This is a genomic window from Streptomyces sp. NPDC048353, from assembly GCF_055587165.1.
This window is the reverse complement of the sequence record NZ_JBVJGU010000003.1, coordinates 961,412-979,901: the sequence shown is the minus strand read 5'-3', so window position 1 is coordinate 979,901 and position 18,490 is coordinate 961,412. Positions and strand designations below refer to the sequence as shown.

The following is an 18,490-nucleotide window of genomic DNA, read 5'->3' as shown; positions in this document are numbered from 1 at the left end:
CGGCCGGGGCGCTCAGAGCTGAGCGAGCGCGGCGGTGGCCACCGGCAGGGCGACACCCATGCGCGCGCCCAGGTGAGCGGCGGTGATTGGGGCCCCGTGCTCGGCACGGTGGGTGTCCGCGATTCGCCGGGCCGCGTCCAGCAGGACGGCCGGCAGGGCCGGGCCGGAGGCGGGACGAGCCGTCTTGGCGACGGGCGGAGCGGCGGCGGGAGCCGGACTGGTAGGCGGTTCCTCAGCCAGCGGGGCGACGGCGACCGGACCGGGGGCCGGGGGCGCTGATTCGGGTGCGGGTGCTTCGTCGGGCACCGGCTCGGAGACAGGAGCGGCGGCGTCCTCCAGATGCGGGGTGGGGGCGGTGGGGTTGTGGAACCGGGCGAGGAAGGCGGGGCCGACGTGGCCCCAGTCGAGGAGTAGGAGCGGGGCGACGGGCTCCAGGCAGGCCCGGCCGTAGCGTCCGGCCAGCAGCGGTTCGGCGGTGTTCGGGGCGAGAGTGAGCAGCCCCGCACAGGTGCAGCAGCCGCCTACCAGCCCGCAACTCCGCCTTGGGCACCCCACGCAGGGCCGGGAACCGCAGCGTTACCAGGAGCCCTACCACGGACAGGTCCACCATGGGCGCGATCAGCGGCGTGATCGGGTGCGGAACGCCGAGGCGTAGGGCGAGCGCCCAGACGTTGCCGAAGGAGAAGACGAAGGCCAGGGCCGCGATGACCGCCATGACCACGGTCACGGTGCGCCGGGCGACCGTTCGGACTCCGGTGCAAAGCCGAGTTCGTGCCGCGCGCGGAGCCGCTCCGCGCGGGCCGCGTCGAGGAAATGGCGAGCCTCCGCCGCCGTGAGCGGCCGGAAGCATCTGGACAGGGGCGTGGTACAGAGGGCACGTAGGTCACGGTCAAAGCGGACAGTTGCTTCTTGCGGCACCCGCCCAACGGCGCAGCACTTTCCGTTCAGTGTTCAGGCCCTGGGTGCAGCACTGGCAGGTGGTACGGAGTCGGTCGAGGAAGGCGCGGATGCCCCTGGCGGTGAGACGCGCGACATTCTTGGTGCCGAGGCCGGGGATGCGGTGGAGGCGGTGTAGCGCGTGTGGGTGTTCTCTTGGAGCCGGTGCGAGTTTTTCGGCGGCTTCTCTGCGGGTGCTGCCGTAGACGCGGACGCGTTTACGGGTGCCGTTGGCGGCGAGGACATGGCCAGCGGCTGACCAGCGACCGGCTTTGCGATGGTAGATGGAGGCGTCGCCATTGGAGCGGGCCTTCATGCGCTTCGGGGCGGCTCTCAAGCCCCTTTCAGGCGGCGCTGGACGCGTCAGCGTGGGCGTGGCGGGGAAACGGCGGGTGCGCAGGAGGTCATAGAGGGCGGTGCGGCGTCGATTGCGGTGACGCACAACGGCAGAACGACGCACATTGAGGCGGGTTTTCGAGTAAGAGAGGACTATACTGCTGGCCTGCGGAATCGATCTAATTATCCCGGCACAACCGTGATTCGAGTGCCTCTGCTGAATGCAATTCCCGGTATCGAGATCTAGTGAGATCGCAGCCTGGCTGCGAAAACAACCTTTCCTCGAAGGAAGCTGTGATGGAAGACGAGTGGGAGTGGCTGAGAGGTCTGCAGCCATCCGAGGGGGTTCCTGAGCGCCTGTGCGAACCGACGGCATCACCAGAACTCAACCTCGGTGTGCAGATGATCGGCAGCAACATCGTCGGTAACGACGTGGTCGAACTGGCCGCGCAATACATGGCCGAACATGCCAGACTCGAACTGTGGATCGGGAATCACGAGCCGCCCCTGGGATTTAGGAAGCAGTTCGAGCTGGGTCGGACCTCTTCCGGGGTGCTACTTGAGGCTTTCGAGGCGTGGGTCGCGTTCGAAACCGCCTACGTGGCGTCCGGAAAGAGGGTCGATCACGTGCGCGAGGAACGAGAGAAGCTGAAGGTAGCTCTTCGCGGGGCCACTGAGGCTCTCATACGCGCAAGGATCGAATAGCGGAAAAGGGCCGCCGGCGGCCGTGCGCCCGTCCGTGGGTCCCCGAGGCACTCCAGACGACTTCGCCGCCCCTTGATCACACCAGGCCCGCCCGCCCTCACCCCTCACGGCCCCTTCGTGGAAAGGCACGGTGCGCCCCTCACCGGGGTGAGGTGAAGCTCACCCCGGTGGTCGGGAACCTCGCCGAGTGAGGGATCATCTGACCTTCGGCGCCCGGAGCGGTGCCACTGACGCATGCGGTTACGAAGCTGGGCGCGCCCCGGCCGCCGTTCTGGAGACACAGTTGAAGACAGTCACGACCCTGGAGCCGGCGGAGTCGGCTCCTGACACCCATCGGACGTCACGGCGCCGGGCGCCCGAGGGGCTCGTCCAGGGGTTGACGCGCCGGTGGGGTCCGGCGGTCGGCGAGATAGCCGTCGGTGTGGCAGCCGCGCTCGGGTTCACGTACCTGGGGCTGGGGGTCGACAACAGTCCCGTCACGCGGGTGGGGCAAGTCAGTGGGCTGTCGAACCTGCAGTTGTGGTTCGCGCTGCTCGTCCTGGCCGTCCTCGCCGCCGTGGGCTGGGCGACCGTTCGGGCGGGCGAGCGGGTGCGGAAGCTGTCGGTGCGGCTCGGTGCCGCCGCCGTCGCGGGGTTGAGCACCGGCTTCCTCGGGGCCGCTCAGGTCTTCGCGCTGCGTGGGACGCCGTGGCCGCTGAACGGGCCGTACGGGGACAACAACCGCATCCTCGGATGGGCGGAGGAGGTGCTGCACACCGGGGCGATGGACGCGTTCTATCCGCCGGGGGTGCCGTACTCCATCGGCTACCTCGCCAAGGCCGGGCTCTTCGACGGTGAACCCGCGCTGGCGTTCAAGTGGGTGTTCATCGCTCTCGTGGCGCTCACCGGACCCGCCGCCTATCTGTTCTGGCGGATGAGCGTCACTCCGCTGCCCGCGCTCGCGCTCGGCCTCCTGCCCGCCCTGCAGCAGACGCTGCCGCACAAGCCGTACAGCCCCCTCGTCCTCGTCCTGATCGTGCCGCTGATCGCGAAGCTGCTGCTGTGGCTGCGCGCCTCGCCGCACTTCACCACCCGCGGGACCGTCCTGCGCGGCGGTTTCCTCGGGCTGCTCTTCGGGCTGCTCTTCCTCGTCTACTCCGGCTGGCACCTGTGGTCGCTGCCCGGCGTGCTCGTCGCCGTCCTGTTCTTCTACCCGTGGCGGACCGGCCGGCTGCGCGGTCTCGCCTTCCTCGGCAGCTCGCTGCTCGGCTTCCTGCTGGTGGCGGGCGTCTACCTGCGGGTCCTGTTGGGCGCGACGAGCACGCGTGACCAGTGGTGCTCGGGCTACACGCTCACCGAACCCGGGTACATCGGGACCACGCCGCTGAGCAGCCGGGCCTGGGACGAGCCGGGGGAGTACCCGGGCTTCGGGGAGTTCGCCGGCCTGCACATGTACGCGGTCGTCGTCCTGGTCGGCCTCGGCTTCGCCGTGGCGCTCGGCCTGCGCAAGGCCGTGGTCGTCGCCCCGCTCGCCTGCTTCGCCAGCGCGTGGCTCATCCGCTTCTGGCTGGCCGGCCACATGGAGGCCGACCAGCAGGTGCAGCTCTTCCCGCGCACCATCATGCAGATCCAGGTCACGCTGACCGCACTGACCGTCCTGGCCTGCGTGCTCGCAGCGCAGCGGCTCGCGCCCCTCGTGAAGCGCCTGCGCTCAGCGGATGCCGAGACCGAGGCCGGTCCCGAGGCCAAGCCCACGGCCAAGGGCGCGAGCACCGAGGCGCGCCGGTTCACCGCGGTCGGCGTGCTGCTGGCCATGGCGCTCGCCGGCGGCATGATCGGATCCTTCTTCGGCAACCAGTACCTCCCCACCCATCCCGACGAGAAGCTCGCCGGCACCCTCGCCTGGCAGGCCCATCAGTTCCGCAAGCCCGACGGCGACTGCCCGAAGTACGCCAACTTCGGCAAGTGCAAGCCCTTCCCGGCGCGCACCGTCGCCGAGGAGCCCGTCGAGGTGGAGCGGATGGTGTGCGAGTACCCGTGGCGGAAGGCCACCGAGGGCGGTTCGATCGTGCTGGATCTGATGACGCGGCCCTGAGGCGCGTCAGCGGGTGGGGGCCATCAGGTCGGAGACCTTCACGAAGCGGTAGCCCCGGGCGCGCAGTTCCGGGACGATCCGGCGGATCGCCTGTTCCGTGACGGGGGCGGCGCTGCGCGTGCAGTGCATGACCACCAGTGAGCCCGGTTTCACGCCGTCCAGGACCTGCTGGGCCACCGCGTCGCCGTCCTTCGCGAAGGCGTCGCCGCTGACCACGTCCCACTGCACCGCCGTCACCCGGGCGGGGCCGAGGGCGCGCAGCGCGGCGTCGTCGTAGCAGCCGCCGGGGAAGCGGAAGTACGGCACGACGTTGCTCGCGCCCGCGTCCCGGAAGGCGTCGAAGGCCCGCTGGACGTCGGCGGCCATGTCCGTCCGCGCCACCGTCGGCAGGCCGTAGCAGGGGGTCGCGAAGGCGTGGTGGCTGTAGGAGTGGTTGGCGATCTCGAAGAGCGGGTCGTTGCCGATCGAGCGGGCCTGGTCGGGGTACTCCTCCGCCCAGCGGCCCGTCATGAAGACCGTGGAGTCCACCCGCAGCCGGCGCAGGGTCTCGATCAGGCGCGGGTTGTCGAACCGTTCCCCGGCCGCCGCGCGCGGCCCCTGGTCCGCCGTCATGTCGGCGTCGAAGGTGAGCGCGACGACCTTCTCGGTGCCGCGGGCGGTGCGGTGCGTGTAGACCGGCGTGAGGCCGCCGGGACCGGGCGCCATCGTCGGCGGTGCCGTGCGCGCGGGCGCCGCCGGTCCCGGTGCGGCGGTACCGGGGCTCTTGGCGGCACCCGGGCCGCCCACCCCACCCGGGCCGCCCGCGTCGGCGCGGACGGTCGGGCGGGTGGGGGGCGGGGTGTCGGTGGTTCCCCCGGCGCAGCCGACAAGAACGGTACTCAAGAGGGCGAGTGCCGACATTCTTCGTACAGAAATGGTCACTCACGGAAATTATCTGATGATTCGCTCGGTGGCCGCCACCGGCACTCGGTCGGCGGCCGGATCAGCCTCGCGGCCGCCTCAGCGCCACCGCCGCCACCGCCGGATCAGCCTCCCGGCCGCCTCAGCACCACGGACCCCGCACCGCGAACGTCGTCCCCGGCGTGTAGCAGTTCACGTACATCGTCCGGCGGTCAGGCGAGAACGTCACGCCCGCGAACTCGCCCCACTCGGGCGCCTCCGGCGTCCCGATGTTGTTCGCCCCGCGCGCCACCGCGTACAGCCGGCCCTTCCGGCTGAGCCCGTAGACGTGCTGCGCGCCGTCGCCGTCCTCGCAGACCATCAGTCCGCCGCCGGGCGCCAGGCAGATGTTGTCCGGGGACTCGCCCGGCAGCCGGATGTCCGTGCTCGGACCGAAGACGACGACGAGCGTGAGCCGGCGCAGGTGCGGCTCGTACTTCCAGACCTGGCCGAAGTGGGTGGCCCCCGAGCCGTCCGCCGCGCGGGCGAAGCTGGAGACGAAGTAGACCGCACGCCCGCCCCAATAGCACCCCTCCAGCTTCTGCGCGTGCGTGATGCCCCGCGGGCCGAAGTCCTGGAGGCGGATCGGGGTCCGCTCCGCCTGCGGATCCGGTACGGGGACCCACTCGACGCCGTCGAAGGACGCGCCCGTCTCCTGGATCACGGACAGGTCCGGGACCCCCGGCACCCGCATGGCCTGCAGCGCGCCGCCCGCGCGCAGCGAGCCGGTGCCGCCGAGCGGCTTGCGGGGCAGGAAGCGGTAGAAGAGGCCGAAGGGGTGCTGGAAGGCGTCCTCCGTCTCGTAGACGATCCCGCTGCGCGGGTCGACGGCGATCGCCTCGTGCTGGAAGCGGCCCATCGCGGTGAGCGGGACGGCCCCGGTGCGGTGCGGGTCGGCGCCGTCGACCTCGAAGATGAAGCCGTGGTCCTTGGTGTATCCGGCGGTGCCCGCCTTCTCCTCGGTCTCCTCGCAGGTGAGCCAGGTGCCCCACGGGGTCGGGCCGCCCGCGCAGTTGACGGCGGTGCCCGCGATCGCGACGCGCTCGCCGAGGACCTCGTTCCGGCTGTCCAGCTCCAGCGCCGTACAACCGCCCTTGGCGGCGGGGTCGTACGTCAGCCCCTTCACGGTCGGGACGCCGACGCGGCCCGTGGTCCGGTTCTCGTGGTTGCGTACGAGATGGGTCCGTCCGCGCCGTCCGGCGAAGGCGCCCATGCCGTCGGGGTTGCTCGGGACCGGGCCCTCGCCCGAGCGGAGGGGGTCGCCCTCGCGGGAGAGGACCTTGTAGCGGAAGCCCTTCGGGAGGTCGAGCAGTCCGGCCGGGTCGGGGACGAGCGGGCCGTACCCGCTGCCGCTGCTCGCGGCCGCGCTGCCGGCGAAGAGTTCGCCGAAGGCGCCGGCGAAGGCGATCCCGGCGACGGACGCGCCGGTACGGGACAGGATCTGACGTCGTGTTGCGGACACGCTCATGAGGCAACCCACTCTGTTGGCGGACAGGTGTGCGTGACCCGCATGTGTGTACCACGCGTGGTGGTGACACGTGAACCATGCGGGCCCACGGTTACCTCAGGTGACGGCCGATCAGGTGAGCACGCGGCTCCGGCCGTCGGTGGCCCGGAAGGCCGGTGGATCAGGCCAGTTCGGCGGTGAGCGTGATCGTCGTGCCGGTGAGCGCCTGGCTGACCGGGCAGTTCTTCTTGGCGTCCTCGGCGAGGGACTGGAACTGGTCCGCGTCCAGGCCGGGGACCTCTCCGCGCACGGTCAGGTGGATGCCGGTGATGCCCTCGCCCGGCTGGAAGGTGACGTCGGCCTTGGTCTCCAGCCGGGTCGGCGGGTTGCCGGCCTTGGCGAGGCCGTTGGAGAACGCCATGGAGAAGCAGGAGGAGTGCGCGGCGGCGATCAGCTCTTCCGGGCTCGTCTTGCCGTTGGGCTCCTCGGAGCGCGCCGGCCAGGAGACGTCGTACGAGCCGAGGCCGGAGGAGTCGAGGGTGACGACGCCCTCGCCCTTGAGGAGGTCGCCCTTCCAGACGGTGTGGGCGTGACGGACGGTGGCCATGGTGAATCCCTTTCGATCGGGTATGGCCCCCAACCTACTGCTCCACCAGACCCTTTGCGTCGCGTGCCAGCGCCGTGAGCCGGGAGATCGCCCGGAAGTACTTCTTCCGGTACCCGCCCTTCAACATCTCTTCACTGAACAGCCGGTCGAAGGGGAGCCCGGAGGCGAGCACCGGGACCTCGCGGTCGTACAGCCGGTCGGCGAGGACCACGAGCCGCAGCGCGGTGGACTGGTCCGGGACCGGGGTCACCTCGGTGAGGCAGACCGCGGTGACGTCGTCCGTCAGGGCGCCGTAGCGACTGGGGTGCACCTTGGCCAGGTGGTCGAGGAGATGGGGGAAGTCGTCGAGGGAGGCGCCCGGGGTGGCGTACGCCGCCCTGACGACCTGCTCCTCGGCGTACGGAGCGGGGGCCTCGGGCAGTCCGCGGTGGCGGTAGTCCTCGCCGTCGATCCGCAGCGGGCGGAAGTGGGCGGACAGGCCCTGGATCTCGCGGAGGAAGTCGGCGGCGGCGAACCGGCCCTCGCCGAGCTTGCCCGGCAGGGTGTTGGAGGTGGCGGCCAGCGCGACACCCTCCTCGACGAGCCTGCTGAGCAGGGAGGAGACGAGGACGGTGTCGCCCGGGTCGTCCAGTTCGAACTCGTCGATGCACAGCAGCCGGTGTCCGCTGAGGGTCTTCACGGTCTGCTGGAAGCCGAGCGCGCCGACCAGATTGGTCAGCTCGACGAAGGTGCCGAACGCCTTGAGCGCGGGCTCGGCGGGGGTGGCGTGCCAGAGGGAGGCGAGCAGGTGCGTCTTGCCGACGCCGTAACCGCCGTCGAGATAGACGCCGCGCGGGCCGGTGGGGGTCGCGGGCTTCTTCGCGAACAGACGGGCGAGGACCGGCTGCCGCTTGCCGGCGCCGCTCGCGTGCGCGCCGCCGAGCCCCTCGGCGAAGGTGCTCAGCACCTCGACCGCCTCGGTCTGGCTCGGCTGGTTCGGGTCCGGGATGTACGTGTCGAAGCGCACCGAGTCGAACCGCGGGGGCGGCACCATCTCCGCCACGAGCCGGTCGGCGGGGACATGCGGCTCTCGGGCGCAGAGCGAGAGGGGGGCCGCTTCCGTGGAAGCCGCTTCGGTAATGGCACGGGTCGACACAGTTCCCCACTCTAAGGGCCGTGTCAGACTGCGGGGATGCGACGCCTGTTCCCTGTGACGGACATGACAGCAGCCGATGCGGCGGCCGGGGACCGGGAGTGGTCCCTCGACGAGCTGGCCGACGCCTACCCGTATCCGGAGGGTGACGGCGCGTGGCTGCGCGCCAACATGGTCTCCTCCCTCGACGGCGCCGGACAGCACGACGGCCGCTCCCAGCCGCTCTCCTCCGACACCGACATGCGGATCTTCGGCACCCTCCGGGGCCTCGCGGACGTGATCGTCGTGGGGGCGGAGACGGTACGGCTGGAGGGGTACCGCCCCGCCCGGGCGCGGGAGGCCTTCGCGGGCCGCCGGGCCGCCGCCGGGCAGGGCCCCGCGCCGGTGATCGCGGTGGTCAGCGCCTCCCTGGACCTGGACTTCTCGCTCCCGCTCTTCACCGGCCCGCTGGTTCCGACCCTCGTCCTGACCGGGGCGGCGGCGGACCCCGGGCGGGTGAGCGAGGCCGGGAAGGCGGGCGCGGAGGTGGTGGTCGCGGGGGACGGTCCCGGGGTGGACCCGGCGCGAGCCGTGGCCGCGCTGGCCGAGCGGGGCCTGCGGCGGCAGCTGACCGAGGGCGGCCCGCGGCTGCTCGGCCAGTTCGTGGCGGCCGGCGTCCTCGACGAGCTGTGTCTGACGGTCTCCCCGACGATGACGGCGGGGGACGCCCAGCGGATCGCCGGAGGGCCCCCGGTGGCCGTGCCGAAGCGCTTCGCCATGGCGTCGGTCCTGGAGGAGGCCGGGTTCCTTTTCACCCGCTACCGTCGGATCTGACATGGAGCGGAATTTGCCGTTCCGGTTAGCGTCCGCTGGGCACACTTACTCTCGCAGACCCCGTGTGGGCACGGGGAAGGATGGTTTCCGCAGAAGGGCTCCTGAGGTGTTCACAAGCGTTTTGATGATCGAGAAGCCCCTGACGTCGGTCGACGTGGAGTTCGTCACCACCCTGCACGGCGACGAGCATGTCTCCTTCATCGTGCTGATGCAGCCGCGCGGTGACCAGGCCGATGTCCTGCTGCGTGCCATCGACGACGTCGCGATGGGCGAGCTGAAGGAAGCGACCCGGGAGGGCGAGGAACCGGAGGGCAAGGAGGCCAGACGCCCGGCGGAGGCGGCCCTGGAGCACTCCCTCCAGGCCCTCCGCGACGCCGGCTGCGGCGCCGTCGGCCAGGTCGTCGAGGACCATCCGCTCGACAGGATGAAGACCGTGGTCGACGAGTCCGGGGCCGACGAGGTGATCGTCCTGACCGCGCCGCACTACGTGGAGGAGTTCTTCCACCGCGACTGGGCGTCCCGGGCCCGCCACAAGGTGGGCGTCCCGGTCCTGAAGCTGTTCGCGCACAGCGAGGAGCCGCAGGAGCCCGGGAAGGAGTAGGCGGGCGCGGGGGAGGGGCGCCCGGTGGGGCCCGCCCCTCCCGCACGCAAGCCCGCCCGCGCCGCCTCCCGCCCCCGGCAGCCCGCTCCCGGGTCCCCGCCCGCCGCATGGGGCGCCCGGAGGGCGGGCCGGGAGCCACTAGGCTGGGACCTCCTGTACGCCGCACTCCGGGGAGAGATCCGCATGGCATCCGCCATCCCTGCCGCCGCCGTCGTCCCTGCCACCATGGAGCGGCCGCACTTCATCGGCATCGGCGGTGCCGGAATGTCGGGCATCGCGAAGATCCTCGCCCAGCGCGGCGCGAAGGTCGCCGGCAGCGACTCCAAGGAGTCCGCGACCGCAGAGGCGCTGCGCGCCCTCGGCGTCACCGTGCACATCGGGCACGCCGCCGCCCACCTCGCCGACGACTCCTCCGCCGTCGTCGTCTCCAGCGCCATCCGCGCCGACAACCCGGAGCTGGTCCGCGCCGCCGAGCTTGGCATCCCGGTCGTCCACCGCTCCGACGCGCTCGCCTCCCTCATGGACGGCCTGCGCGCCGTCGCCGTCGCCGGGACGCACGGCAAGACGACGACCACCTCCATGCTGGCCGTCGCCCTGACCGAGCTGGGCCTCGACCCGTCGTACGCCATCGGCGGCGACCTCGCCGGGCCCGGCACCAACGCCCGCCACGGCGCCGGCGCGGTCTTCGTCGCCGAGGCCGACGAGAGCGACCGCAGCTTCCAGAAGTACGACCCCGAGGTCGCCATCGTCCTCAACGTCGAGCTGGACCACCACGCGAACTACGCCTCCATGGACGAGATCTACGAGTCCTTCCAGGCCTTCACCGCCAAGATCCGCCCCGGCGGCACCCTGGTCGTCGGCGAGCACCCCGGCGCCCGCGAGCTGGCCGCGCGGGTCTCCGGCAACCGGGACCTGCACGTGGTCACCGTCGGCGAGTCCGAGACCTCCGACGTGTGGATCCGCTCGATCGTCCCGAACGGCATGACCAGCGAGGTCGTCGTCGTCATGGACGGCGTCACGCACACCTTCACCGTCTCCGTCCCGGGCCGCCACTACGCCCACAACGCCGCCGCGGCCCTCGCCGCCGGCGCCCGCGTCGGCATCGACCCGGCCGAGCTGGCCCAGGCACTCACCGCCTACACGGGGGTCGGCCGTCGCCTCCAGCTCAAGGGCGAGGCGGCCGGCGTGCAGGTCATCGACTCGTACGCCCACCACCCCACCGAGATGACCGCCGACCTGGAGGCCATGCGCGGCGCCGCCGGGGCCGCCCGCCTGCTGGTCGTCTTCCAGCCGCACCTCTTCTCCCGCACCCAGGAGCTGGGCACGGAGATGGGCGACGCCCTCGCCCTCGCCGACGCCTCGGTCGTCCTCGACATCTACCCGGCCCGCGAGGACCCCATCCCGGGCGTCACCAGCGAGCTGATCATCGCCGCGGCCCGCGCCGCCGGCGCCGACGTCACGGCCGTCCACGACAAGGGCGCCGTCCCCGAGGCGATCGCGGGAATGGCGAAGCCCGGTGATCTCGTTCTGACCATGGGCGCGGGCGACGTGACGGACCTGGGCCCGCTGATCCTCGCCCACCTGGCGAAGTAACAGAGGGAGTGAGCCGATGTCGTACGACGTCGAGAAGCCGGACGAGCAGTGGCGCGCGGAGCTGACCCCGGCGGAGTACCAGGTGCTCCGCCAGGCGGGCACCGAGCCGGCCTTCCGGGGCGAGTACACCGACACCACGACCAAGGGCGTCTACTCCTGCCGCGCCTGCGGTGCGGAGCTGTTCACCTCGACGGAGAAGTTCGCGTCGCACTGCGGCTGGCCGTCCTTCTACGACCCTAAGGACTCCGACGCCGTCGAGCTGATCGAGGACCGCTCCCACGGCATGCTCCGCACCGAGGTCCGCTGCTCCCGCTGCGGCTCCCACCTGGGCCACGTCTTCGAGGGCGAGGGTTACCCGACCCCGACGGACCAGCGCTACTGCATCAACTCCATCTCCCTGCGCCTGACCGCGGAGTCCGACGCCGGCTGAGCCCCCGCCGGTACGCGTCAGCCGGCGGCCCCGCCCGACAGGGCGCCGCCGGCCACCACGTCGGGCGGATGGAGCATGTCGGGGACGACGGCCGCGCCCGGGGCCGTGTGGACGAGCGCGGTCACGGTGATGCCCTCTCGCGCGGTCCGGAAGTCCCGTGACCGCAGAAGGCACTCGGCGTAGGCCGCCGACAGCACGTTGTCGTACTTCGACTCCGGGATGGCGCACGGCGCGGCCGCCAGCGCCGCGCAGACACGGGACGTGTCGATGGCCGCGCTCTGCGCGTTGCTCACGCCGACGACGACGTTGCGGGTGCCGTACGCGTTCGGCATCGGGTAGTACCCCTCCAGATAGCCGCCCTTGTGCGCGCCGCAGTACCCGAGGGCCGCGGCGGGCAGGAAGGGGGAGACGGCCTCCGCCACCGTGGTCGCGTTGAGCCGCAGGTCGCGGCCGCCCAGGACCAGCGCCGGGCGGAATTCCGGATCCTTCGTGTACACCCCCACCGAGAGCGCCGTTCCGGACGCGCCCTCGACCACCTGGACGGTCTCCCACTCGCGCTCGTACTGGTGCAGCCGGTTCCCCGAGGGGAGAGCGACGGAATGGTCCGGCTCGGTGCCGAGGGCCTGCTGGATCCGGTAGTAGCCCCGCCCGGGGACGAGTTCCGTGAGGAGCCGTTCCTCGGCCGCCATGCGGTAGCCCGGGCTGGACGTGTACAGCTGACGGCCGAACCAGAACAGCCCGGCCGTCACGGCCAGTACGGCGACGACGACCACGGTCGTGGTCAGCGGGCGGCGCGGGGTGTGGTGGACGTTGATCTGGGGGCCGGCGCCCAGGTGCAGGGGGCCGTGGAACTGCCCGCCGTGGACGCTGACGGCGGGCCTCCGCTCTTCGGACGGCATGCGCGCGAGCCCGGTCCGGCACTGCCTAGCGCGGGCCGAAGTTGTTGATCTGGGTGCCGCTGCCCAGGTGCATGGGCCCGTGGAACTCCCCGCCGTGGATCTCGGTGCGCACCGGGGCCTTCTCGCCCTCCTGCGGGAACTCCCCCAGGATCGCCCGGAGTTCGCCGACGGACTCCGGGTGCTCCGCGAGCACCGCCCGGAGTTCCGTCCGCCACTGCTGCCTGGCGCTCTCGTGCGCGCCGCCGGGATCGGCGAGGACCCGGGCGCGCGAGGCGTCCAACTCCGCCTCGGCCGCGGCGCTCGACCTCCGGAGCAGGCTGCCGAACCGTTCCCGCGCACGCTCCCAGCCGTCCGTCACCATCAGTGCGACCAACGTCGTCGCCCCCGAAGAGGCCAGCGCCACCAGCTCGGCTTCCATGTCGTTCTCCCCCCGCGGATCCAGCAGTTCGGTCGTGCCGGTGGCCATCCTAGATCGACGTGCGGAGGAGGCGCCGAGGGGCGCTTGCCCGCGGGGCGGGGGAGGGCCGAGGATTCCCGATGATCCATCAGAGATCGTCCTGGGGAGGGGAAATGATGATCAAGGGGGCCAACGCCTTCGTGCCGTCGGTGCCGCTGCGCATCGCCGTGCGGAGCGGGGTGGACGTCATGGCGCTGCTGCTCACCGAGCGGGGCCGGGTCAGGGGCGACGGGGACGTCGTCTTCCACGGCGCGCCGGTCCATCCGTCCGGCGCCGTGCGGCTGCTCGGGGAGGAGAGCGGCACGATATGGCTGGAGACCGGCCTCACGGCCGTGGAGGGGGACATCGCCCGTGTCCTCGTCGTCGGATCGACGGAGGGCGGCGCGATGCGGGACGTGCACGGGCTGTCGGTGGAGGCGTACGCGCCGGACGGCACGTCGGTCGCGCGGTACGACGTGTCCGACGCGGGCGGGGAGACCGCGATGGTGCTGGCGGAGCTGTACCGGCGGGCGGGCGGCTGGAAGTTCCGTGCCGTGGGGCAGGGCTACGTCCAAGGGCTCGCCGGCCTGGCCACGGACCACGGCGTCGACGTGGCGGACACCGCCCCGGCCCCCGTTCCGGCCCAGGCACCTGCCCCGCCGCCGCCCGTGCCGTCGGCGGTTCCGTTCCAGGTTCCGCTTCCGGCGCCGCCGCCGTTCCAGGCTCCGGTTCCGGTCCAGGCTCAGGTCCCGCCTCCGGTCCACGCCCCGGCGCAGGCGCCGGTCCCGCCCGCGGTTCCCTTCCAGGTCCCGGGTCCACCTCCCGTACCGGCTCCCGCCGCCGTGCCGGCCCCGGCTCCCGCGCCGACCACGTGGACGTACGGCGCCGTCTTCGAGCCGTACGCGCAGACCGGCCGGGACAACGACGTGATCACGGTGGACGCGCTGCCGCCGGGGCCGGTCATCGTCGATCTCGCCGTCCGCGGGGACGGGTACACGGGCCTGTGGCCCCTCACCCGGTTCAACAAGGAGGGCGACAACCTCGTCAACAGCACCGAGGAGGACTACCGGGGCCGCGTGCTGGCCCACGTCCCCGACAGCGGCCGCCTACGGCTGCGGCTGAGGGCCGACGGGCCCTGGGAGCTGCGCGTATTGCCGCTGGCGGCGGCCGCGCACCTGTCGGAGCAGCAGTTGGAGAGCCGAGGCCCTGACGTCCTGCTGCACACGGGAGGGACGGCCGATCTCGTCCTGCGCTACCGGGGTGACGACAACCTCATCGTCTACCTCTTCGAACTGGCGGGGCACCACGACTCCACCGCCCTGCCCAACGGTGAGAACGTCGTCAACGAGATCGGCAAGCGGCGCGAGACGGTACCCCTGCCGGAGGGCCCGGTCCTCGTCCAGCTGGAGATGGCGGACGGCCCGTGGCGGGCGCAGCTGAAGCACCTTGAGCCGCGCAGCCGGCCCTTCGCGGGGGACGGTTCCGGGCAGGTCACCGACATCCGCCACGCGCAGGGCCGCCCGCGGCGGGGCAGGCGCTGACCTCCCGCCCCGGGGATCAGGCGTGGGTCGCGTGCTCGACGAACGCGGCCCACGCGGCGGGGGCGAGGGCGAGCCGGGGGCCCTGGGGGTTCTTGGAATCCCGGACGTGGACGGTGGTGGGGCAGGCGGCGACCTCGACGCAGTCGTCGCCGGATCCGCTGCTGTAGCTGGACTTGTGCCAGGAAGTGGCAACCTCGACGCAGTCGCCACTTCCGCCGCTGCTGTAGCTGGACTTGTGCCAGGAGAGGGCTACCTCGACACAGTCACCATCGCCGCTGCTGCTGTAACTGCTCTTGAACCAGGCCAGTTCTGGGGTGCTCATACCGCTCCTCGCATCTGCCGCAACAGGCTCAGGGAGTCTTCCAGGGTAAGAGCCTGTGAGCGCATCCTGGCATACCGCTGTTGCAGGATGCCGACCTCTTTCGGGTCGGCGATGAACTGCCCGCCGCGCTGTCCCTCGCAGTAGGCGAACCAGCGGTTCTCCGGCGTCTCGAGGAGTTGCATAGGACCCGCGAGTCCCGCGTGATGGCCGCGGGCCCTCGGCATGATCTGGAACTCGATATTGCGCCTCTGACAGAGGTCGAGGATGTGGTCGATCTGCTCACGCATGACCTCGGGCCCGCCCGTCATGCGACGCAGCACGTGCTCCTCCACGATGAAGCTGTACGCCGTGTTGGGCCGCTCCGTGAGCAGCCGCTTCCGCTCGATCCGAGCCGCGAGCTGCGCCTCGATCTCGTCGTCGCCCAGCGGAGGAAGCCGCTCCTCGAACAGCGTCCGCGCGTACGGCGCCGTCTGCAACAGCCCCGGCACCAGCCGGTTCTCGTACGTGTACAGCGTCAGCGCCTCCGCCTCCAGCTTCGCCCACTGGCGGAACCAACTCGCGATCCCCGGCTGCCGTGCCAGATGCCTCGCCGCCGCCCGGATCACCCCGAACGCGTCCAGCACCTCCTCCGCCCGCTCCACGAAGTCCTGGCGCGGAAACCGGCGCCCCTGTTCGATCGAGGCCACCGTCGGAACCGAGTACCGCACCCGGGGGGCGAACTCCTCCTGGGTCAGCCGCGCCCGTTTGCGGAAGGTCTTGACCACCTCCCCGAACGTCTTCAGGCTGTCCGACGTCTCCGGCTCTCCGCCGCCCGGAATCCCGTCCGTCATTCCGCACCCACCTCCCGCGCCCCACACGTCAACCCACCCATGCTCACGCGCGGTTACCGGTACTGTCCACCCTCCGAACCCGTACGCTCACTCAGCGTACGGGTGGCTGACCTGGCAACACGGCCCTGACCTGGCCACATTGATCACATGACGTCCCCCGTGACCCGCGAAGAACCCGTCACCGTACGTGTGTTCACCCAGCGCTTCAGCTCCACCCCGCGCGGCGCCCGGCTCGCCCGGCACCTCGCCCTGCACCAGCTCGACCGCTGGGGCGTTCCCCACGGCACGACCGCGTCCGACACGGCCGCGCTCCTCGTCGCCGAGCTGGCCGCCAACGCGGTCACGCACGGGCGGGTGCCGGGGCGGGACTTCGAGCTGACGCTCGCGTACACGGCCGGGCGGCTGCTCCGCGTCGACGTGTCGGACACGCGGACGGAGCGCAAGCCGCCGGAGCCCGGGGGCCTCGCCGGGCCGGTGCCGCTGGACGAGTCCGGGCGGGGGCTGCTGATCGTGGAGGCGCTGGCCTCGCGCTGGGAGGTCCTGGACCGTGTCCCGGTCGGCAAGACGGTCCGCGCCGAACTCGACCTCGGCTGACGCCGAGCCGCCGGGTGCGGGGGCCGGCCTCAGGAGGCGGGCTGGAGGAGGTCCCAGCGGTTGCCGTACAGGTCCTCGAAGACGGCGACGGAGCCGTACGGCTCGTGGCGTGGCTCCTCCAGGAAGCGCACGCCCGCCGCCGTCATCCGGGCGAGGTCGCGCGCGAAGTCGTCGGTGTGCAGGAAGAAGCCGACCCGGCCGCCGGTCTGGTCGCCCACCCGGGCGGCCTGGCCGTCGTCCGCCGCGCGGGCCAGCAGCAGGCCCGTACCGGCGGGGCCGCCCGCCGGGCGCACGACGATCCAGCGCTTGCCGTTCCCGCGGTCGGTGTCCTCGACGAGGTCGAAGCCGAGCGCCTCGGTGTAGAAGGCGAGCGCTTCGTCGTAGTCGCGGACGAGCAGGGTGACGAGGGCGAGGGAGGACATACTTCTACGTTATACGTATGACTCATGGCTCGCCAGCCGGTGCGACAATGCCCGGCATGGACGCTCAGCAGCTCGCCGACCTCACCGCCCGTGCCCGGCGCCTCGCCGTCCCCGGCCGCCGGAGGATCCTGGGCCTCTCCGGAGCCCCGGGCGCCGGCAAGTCCACCCTCGCCGAGGAGCTGGTCGCCGGACTCGACGGGCTCGCCGCGCTGGTGCCCATGGACGGCTTCCACCTGGCCCAGGCCGAGCTGACCCGGCTGGGGCGGGCGGGGCGCAAGGGGGCGCCGGACACGTTCGACGCCGCCGGGTACGCCGCGCTGCTGGCCCGGCTGCGCGCCCCGGAGCCCGGCACCGTCGTCTACGCCCCCGCCTTCGACCGCTCGCTGGAGGAGCCCGTCGCCGGCGCGATCCCGGTCGCCCCCGACGTACCGCTCGTCATCACGGAGGGGAACTACCTCCTGCACGACGAGGGGCCGTGGGCGGCGGTCCTGCCGCTCCTCGACGAGGCGTGGTTCCTTGAGCCGGACGACGGGAGCCGGGTGTCCCGGCTGATCCGGCGCCACGTCCGGTTCGGCAAGGAACCGGCCGAGGCCGAACGGTGGGTGCGGGAATCCGACGAGGCCAACGCCCGGCTCGTGGCGCGGGGGCGCGACCGGGCGCACCTCGTGGTGCGGCCGGCCTGAGGGGCCCGGGTCCGTGCCCCGGTGCCCCGGTCGGCGGCGGTGCGCCGAACCCGTGCGGTGAGCCGCCGAGTCGGGCCGGAAGCGGCCCGTCGCAAGCCCTCCTGATCCACACACCACCCTCTAGGCTGATCAGGACGGCACGGACCGCAGGGCAACGGAAGGCGGCGCACGTGGGTTTGTTCCGGCGAGGACCCCGGCGGGACGGCGAGGACGCCCCGAGGGACCCCGAGTTCTCCTACTTCTCCGCACGCGAGGGCACGCTCTTCCGCGGCCAGGTCCGCGAGGCGTTCGCCGAACTCGGACTCGAAGTCACCGTCTACGCCGACCTGGTGAGCGACGACAGCGGCCGGCAGTTCGGCCTCGGCAACCTGGCGGCGGTCTGCCACAACGACCGGCGGGGGCCGCGCGTCTGGCCGGAGCTCGTCCGTCGCCACGTCCGCCTCGTCCTGCGCACCATGGACGGGCCCTCCGCCCTCGACACCCTCCCGCCCGAGCAGATCCGCGCCCAGCTCTACCCCCGGGTGGTCAGCGGCGACGGCATCGACCCGGGGGCCTTCGGCTACGCCAGGACCGTCGCGCCGGGACTGTACGAGATCCTCGCCCTCGACCTGCCGGAGAGCGTCATGCTGCTCACCGACGAGGCCCTGGAACCCCTCGGCGACGTCCGGCGGCTCCGTGACCGGGCGCTGGACAACCTGCGCGACCTTCCGGTCGAGGGGCACGAGACGGTCCGGGACGCCGACGGCATGTGCTTCGAGGTCGTGCTCGGCGACTCCTTCTACACCGCGAGCCGGGTCCTCGACCTGGACGCCGTCGTCCGCCGCGTCACCGGCCGCCCGCTGACCGAGCACGGGGCGCTGGTCGCGCTGCCGTTCCGGCACCAGCTCGCCTTCCACCCCATCCGCGACACCACCATCGTCGCCGCGCTCGGCGCGATGGCCTCCTTCGCCGCCTCCGGCTACGAGGACACCCCGGGCTCCATCAGCCCGTACGTCTTCTGGTGGCGCGACGGCACCCTCACCCAGCTCAGCGAGCGGGACGCAGAGGACGGCGACCTGCGCATCGTCGTCGGCGACGACTTCCAGGAGCTGCTCGAACGACTCATCGCGCAGGGGCCGGACAAGGACAGGCGCTGAGCGGTCCGTGCCCC

The 18,490-nt window shown here is 72.1% G+C and carries 20 protein-coding genes and 1 pseudogene; 10 read left to right on the top strand and 11 right to left on the bottom strand.

What is annotated here, in order from left to right:
* Positions 1–12: 12 nt before the first annotated feature.
* Both ACZ6RC_RS14670 and ACZ6RC_RS14665 read right to left on the bottom strand, forming a co-directional pair.
* Positions 13–555, bottom strand: a complete 543-nt coding sequence (locus ACZ6RC_RS14670; RefSeq protein ID WP_469582890.1) for a hypothetical protein — start codon at positions 553–555, stop codon at positions 13–15.
* Positions 556–562: 7 nt separating this feature from the next.
* A pseudogene (locus ACZ6RC_RS14665) lies at positions 563–715 on the bottom strand (DUF2637 domain-containing protein); the annotation flags it as partial.
* A gap of 854 nt (positions 716–1,569) precedes the next feature.
* Here ACZ6RC_RS14665 and ACZ6RC_RS14660 point away from each other — a divergent pair.
* The gene (locus ACZ6RC_RS14660; RefSeq protein ID WP_469582535.1) at positions 1,570–1,977 is read left to right on the top strand and encodes a hypothetical protein; all 408 of its coding nucleotides are present in this window, start codon (positions 1,570–1,572) and stop codon (positions 1,975–1,977) included.
* 283 nt (positions 1,978–2,260) lie between these two features.
* Positions 2,261–4,051 (top strand): hypothetical protein, encoded by a 1,791-nt coding sequence (locus tag ACZ6RC_RS14655; RefSeq protein WP_469582531.1) that lies wholly within the window; start codon positions 2,261–2,263, stop codon positions 4,049–4,051.
* Positions 4,052–4,057: 6 nt separating this feature from the next.
* Here ACZ6RC_RS14655 and ACZ6RC_RS14650 read toward each other — a convergent pair whose 3' ends face one another.
* From ACZ6RC_RS14650 to zapE, 4 genes are all read right to left on the bottom strand, one after another.
* Entirely contained in the window at positions 4,058–4,951 is an 894-nt protein-coding gene (locus tag ACZ6RC_RS14650; RefSeq protein WP_469582879.1) for a polysaccharide deacetylase family protein, read from the bottom strand.
* Between the two features lie 142 nt (positions 4,952–5,093).
* Positions 5,094–6,458, bottom strand: a complete 1,365-nt coding sequence (locus ACZ6RC_RS14645; RefSeq protein ID WP_469582528.1) for an alkaline phosphatase PhoX — start codon at positions 6,456–6,458, stop codon at positions 5,094–5,096.
* Positions 6,459–6,618: 160 nt separating this feature from the next.
* On the bottom strand, positions 6,619–7,044 hold the full coding sequence (locus tag ACZ6RC_RS14640; protein WP_391141771.1) for an OsmC family protein: 426 nt from the start codon (positions 7,042–7,044) through the stop codon (positions 6,619–6,621).
* A gap of 34 nt (positions 7,045–7,078) precedes the next feature.
* Positions 7,079–8,179, bottom strand: coding sequence for a cell division protein ZapE (gene zapE, locus ACZ6RC_RS14635; RefSeq protein WP_469582524.1), 1,101 nt, complete (start codon positions 8,177–8,179; stop codon positions 7,079–7,081).
* Between the two features lie 36 nt (positions 8,180–8,215).
* Here zapE and ACZ6RC_RS14630 point away from each other — a divergent pair, with 36 nt between their 5' ends.
* The 4 genes from ACZ6RC_RS14630 to msrB all read left to right on the top strand — a co-directional run bounded on the left by ACZ6RC_RS14630 (position 8,216) and on the right by msrB (position 11,613).
* Complete coding sequence (locus ACZ6RC_RS14630) at positions 8,216–8,989, top strand: pyrimidine reductase family protein (RefSeq protein ID WP_391141776.1); 774 nt, start codon at positions 8,216–8,218, stop codon at positions 8,987–8,989.
* A gap of 106 nt (positions 8,990–9,095) precedes the next feature.
* Entirely contained in the window at positions 9,096–9,590 is a 495-nt protein-coding gene (locus ACZ6RC_RS14625) for an indole-3-glycerol phosphate synthase (protein WP_469582521.1), read from the top strand.
* Positions 9,591–9,773: 183 nt separating this feature from the next.
* Positions 9,774–11,183: a UDP-N-acetylmuramate--L-alanine ligase gene (gene murC / locus ACZ6RC_RS14620; protein ID WP_469582517.1), complete on the top strand. Its 1,410-nt coding sequence runs from the start codon at positions 9,774–9,776 to the stop codon at positions 11,181–11,183.
* 16 nt (positions 11,184–11,199) lie between these two features.
* Positions 11,200–11,613, top strand: coding sequence for a peptide-methionine (R)-S-oxide reductase MsrB (msrB, locus tag ACZ6RC_RS14615; protein ID WP_453612099.1), 414 nt, complete (start codon positions 11,200–11,202; stop codon positions 11,611–11,613).
* A gap of 17 nt (positions 11,614–11,630) precedes the next feature.
* Here msrB and ACZ6RC_RS14610 read toward each other — a convergent pair whose 3' ends face one another.
* Both ACZ6RC_RS14610 and ACZ6RC_RS14605 read right to left on the bottom strand, forming a co-directional pair.
* Positions 11,631–12,512, bottom strand: coding sequence for a hypothetical protein (locus tag ACZ6RC_RS14610; RefSeq protein WP_453612097.1), 882 nt, complete (start codon positions 12,510–12,512; stop codon positions 11,631–11,633).
* A gap of 25 nt (positions 12,513–12,537) precedes the next feature.
* Complete coding sequence (locus ACZ6RC_RS14605; protein WP_469582513.1) at positions 12,538–12,978, bottom strand: hypothetical protein; 441 nt, start codon at positions 12,976–12,978, stop codon at positions 12,538–12,540.
* 104 nt (positions 12,979–13,082) lie between these two features.
* On the opposite strand from ACZ6RC_RS14605, the gene ACZ6RC_RS14600 reads away from it, so the two are divergent.
* Positions 13,083–14,489: a TerD family protein gene (locus ACZ6RC_RS14600; RefSeq protein ID WP_469582511.1), complete on the top strand. Its 1,407-nt coding sequence runs from the start codon at positions 13,083–13,085 to the stop codon at positions 14,487–14,489.
* A gap of 16 nt (positions 14,490–14,505) precedes the next feature.
* Here the strand turns inward: ACZ6RC_RS14600 and ACZ6RC_RS14595 are convergent, their stop codons facing one another.
* Together ACZ6RC_RS14595 and ACZ6RC_RS14590 are read right to left on the bottom strand one after the other, a co-directional pair.
* Complete coding sequence (locus ACZ6RC_RS14595; RefSeq protein WP_469582508.1) at positions 14,506–14,811, bottom strand: DUF397 domain-containing protein; 306 nt, start codon at positions 14,809–14,811, stop codon at positions 14,506–14,508.
* Positions 14,808–15,641 carry a helix-turn-helix domain-containing protein gene (locus ACZ6RC_RS14590; RefSeq protein WP_469582505.1) on the bottom strand — a complete coding sequence of 278 codons (834 nt, stop codon included), beginning with the start codon at positions 15,639–15,641 and terminating at the stop codon, positions 14,808–14,810. The genes ACZ6RC_RS14595 and ACZ6RC_RS14590 overlap by 4 nt, the downstream gene beginning before the upstream one ends.
* Before the next feature lie 147 nt (positions 15,642–15,788).
* On the opposite strand from ACZ6RC_RS14590, the gene ACZ6RC_RS14585 reads away from it, so the two are divergent.
* Positions 15,789–16,235: an ATP-binding protein gene (locus tag ACZ6RC_RS14585; RefSeq protein WP_469582502.1), complete on the top strand. Its 447-nt coding sequence runs from the start codon at positions 15,789–15,791 to the stop codon at positions 16,233–16,235.
* 29 nt (positions 16,236–16,264) lie between these two features.
* Here the strand turns inward: ACZ6RC_RS14585 and ACZ6RC_RS14580 are convergent, their stop codons facing one another.
* Positions 16,265–16,657: a VOC family protein gene (locus tag ACZ6RC_RS14580; RefSeq protein ID WP_391141797.1), complete on the bottom strand. Its 393-nt coding sequence runs from the start codon at positions 16,655–16,657 to the stop codon at positions 16,265–16,267.
* 47 nt (positions 16,658–16,704) lie between these two features.
* Between ACZ6RC_RS14580 and ACZ6RC_RS14575 the strand changes: the two genes are divergently transcribed.
* Together ACZ6RC_RS14575 and ACZ6RC_RS14570 are read left to right on the top strand one after the other, a co-directional pair.
* Entirely contained in the window at positions 16,705–17,340 is a 636-nt protein-coding gene (locus ACZ6RC_RS14575; protein ID WP_469582499.1) for a nucleoside/nucleotide kinase family protein, read from the top strand.
* 170 nt (positions 17,341–17,510) lie between these two features.
* A complete protein-coding gene (locus ACZ6RC_RS14570; RefSeq protein WP_453612082.1) occupies positions 17,511–18,476 on the top strand; it encodes a DUF1444 domain-containing protein in 966 nt (321 codons plus the stop codon).
* Positions 18,477–18,490 lie beyond the last annotated feature (14 nt).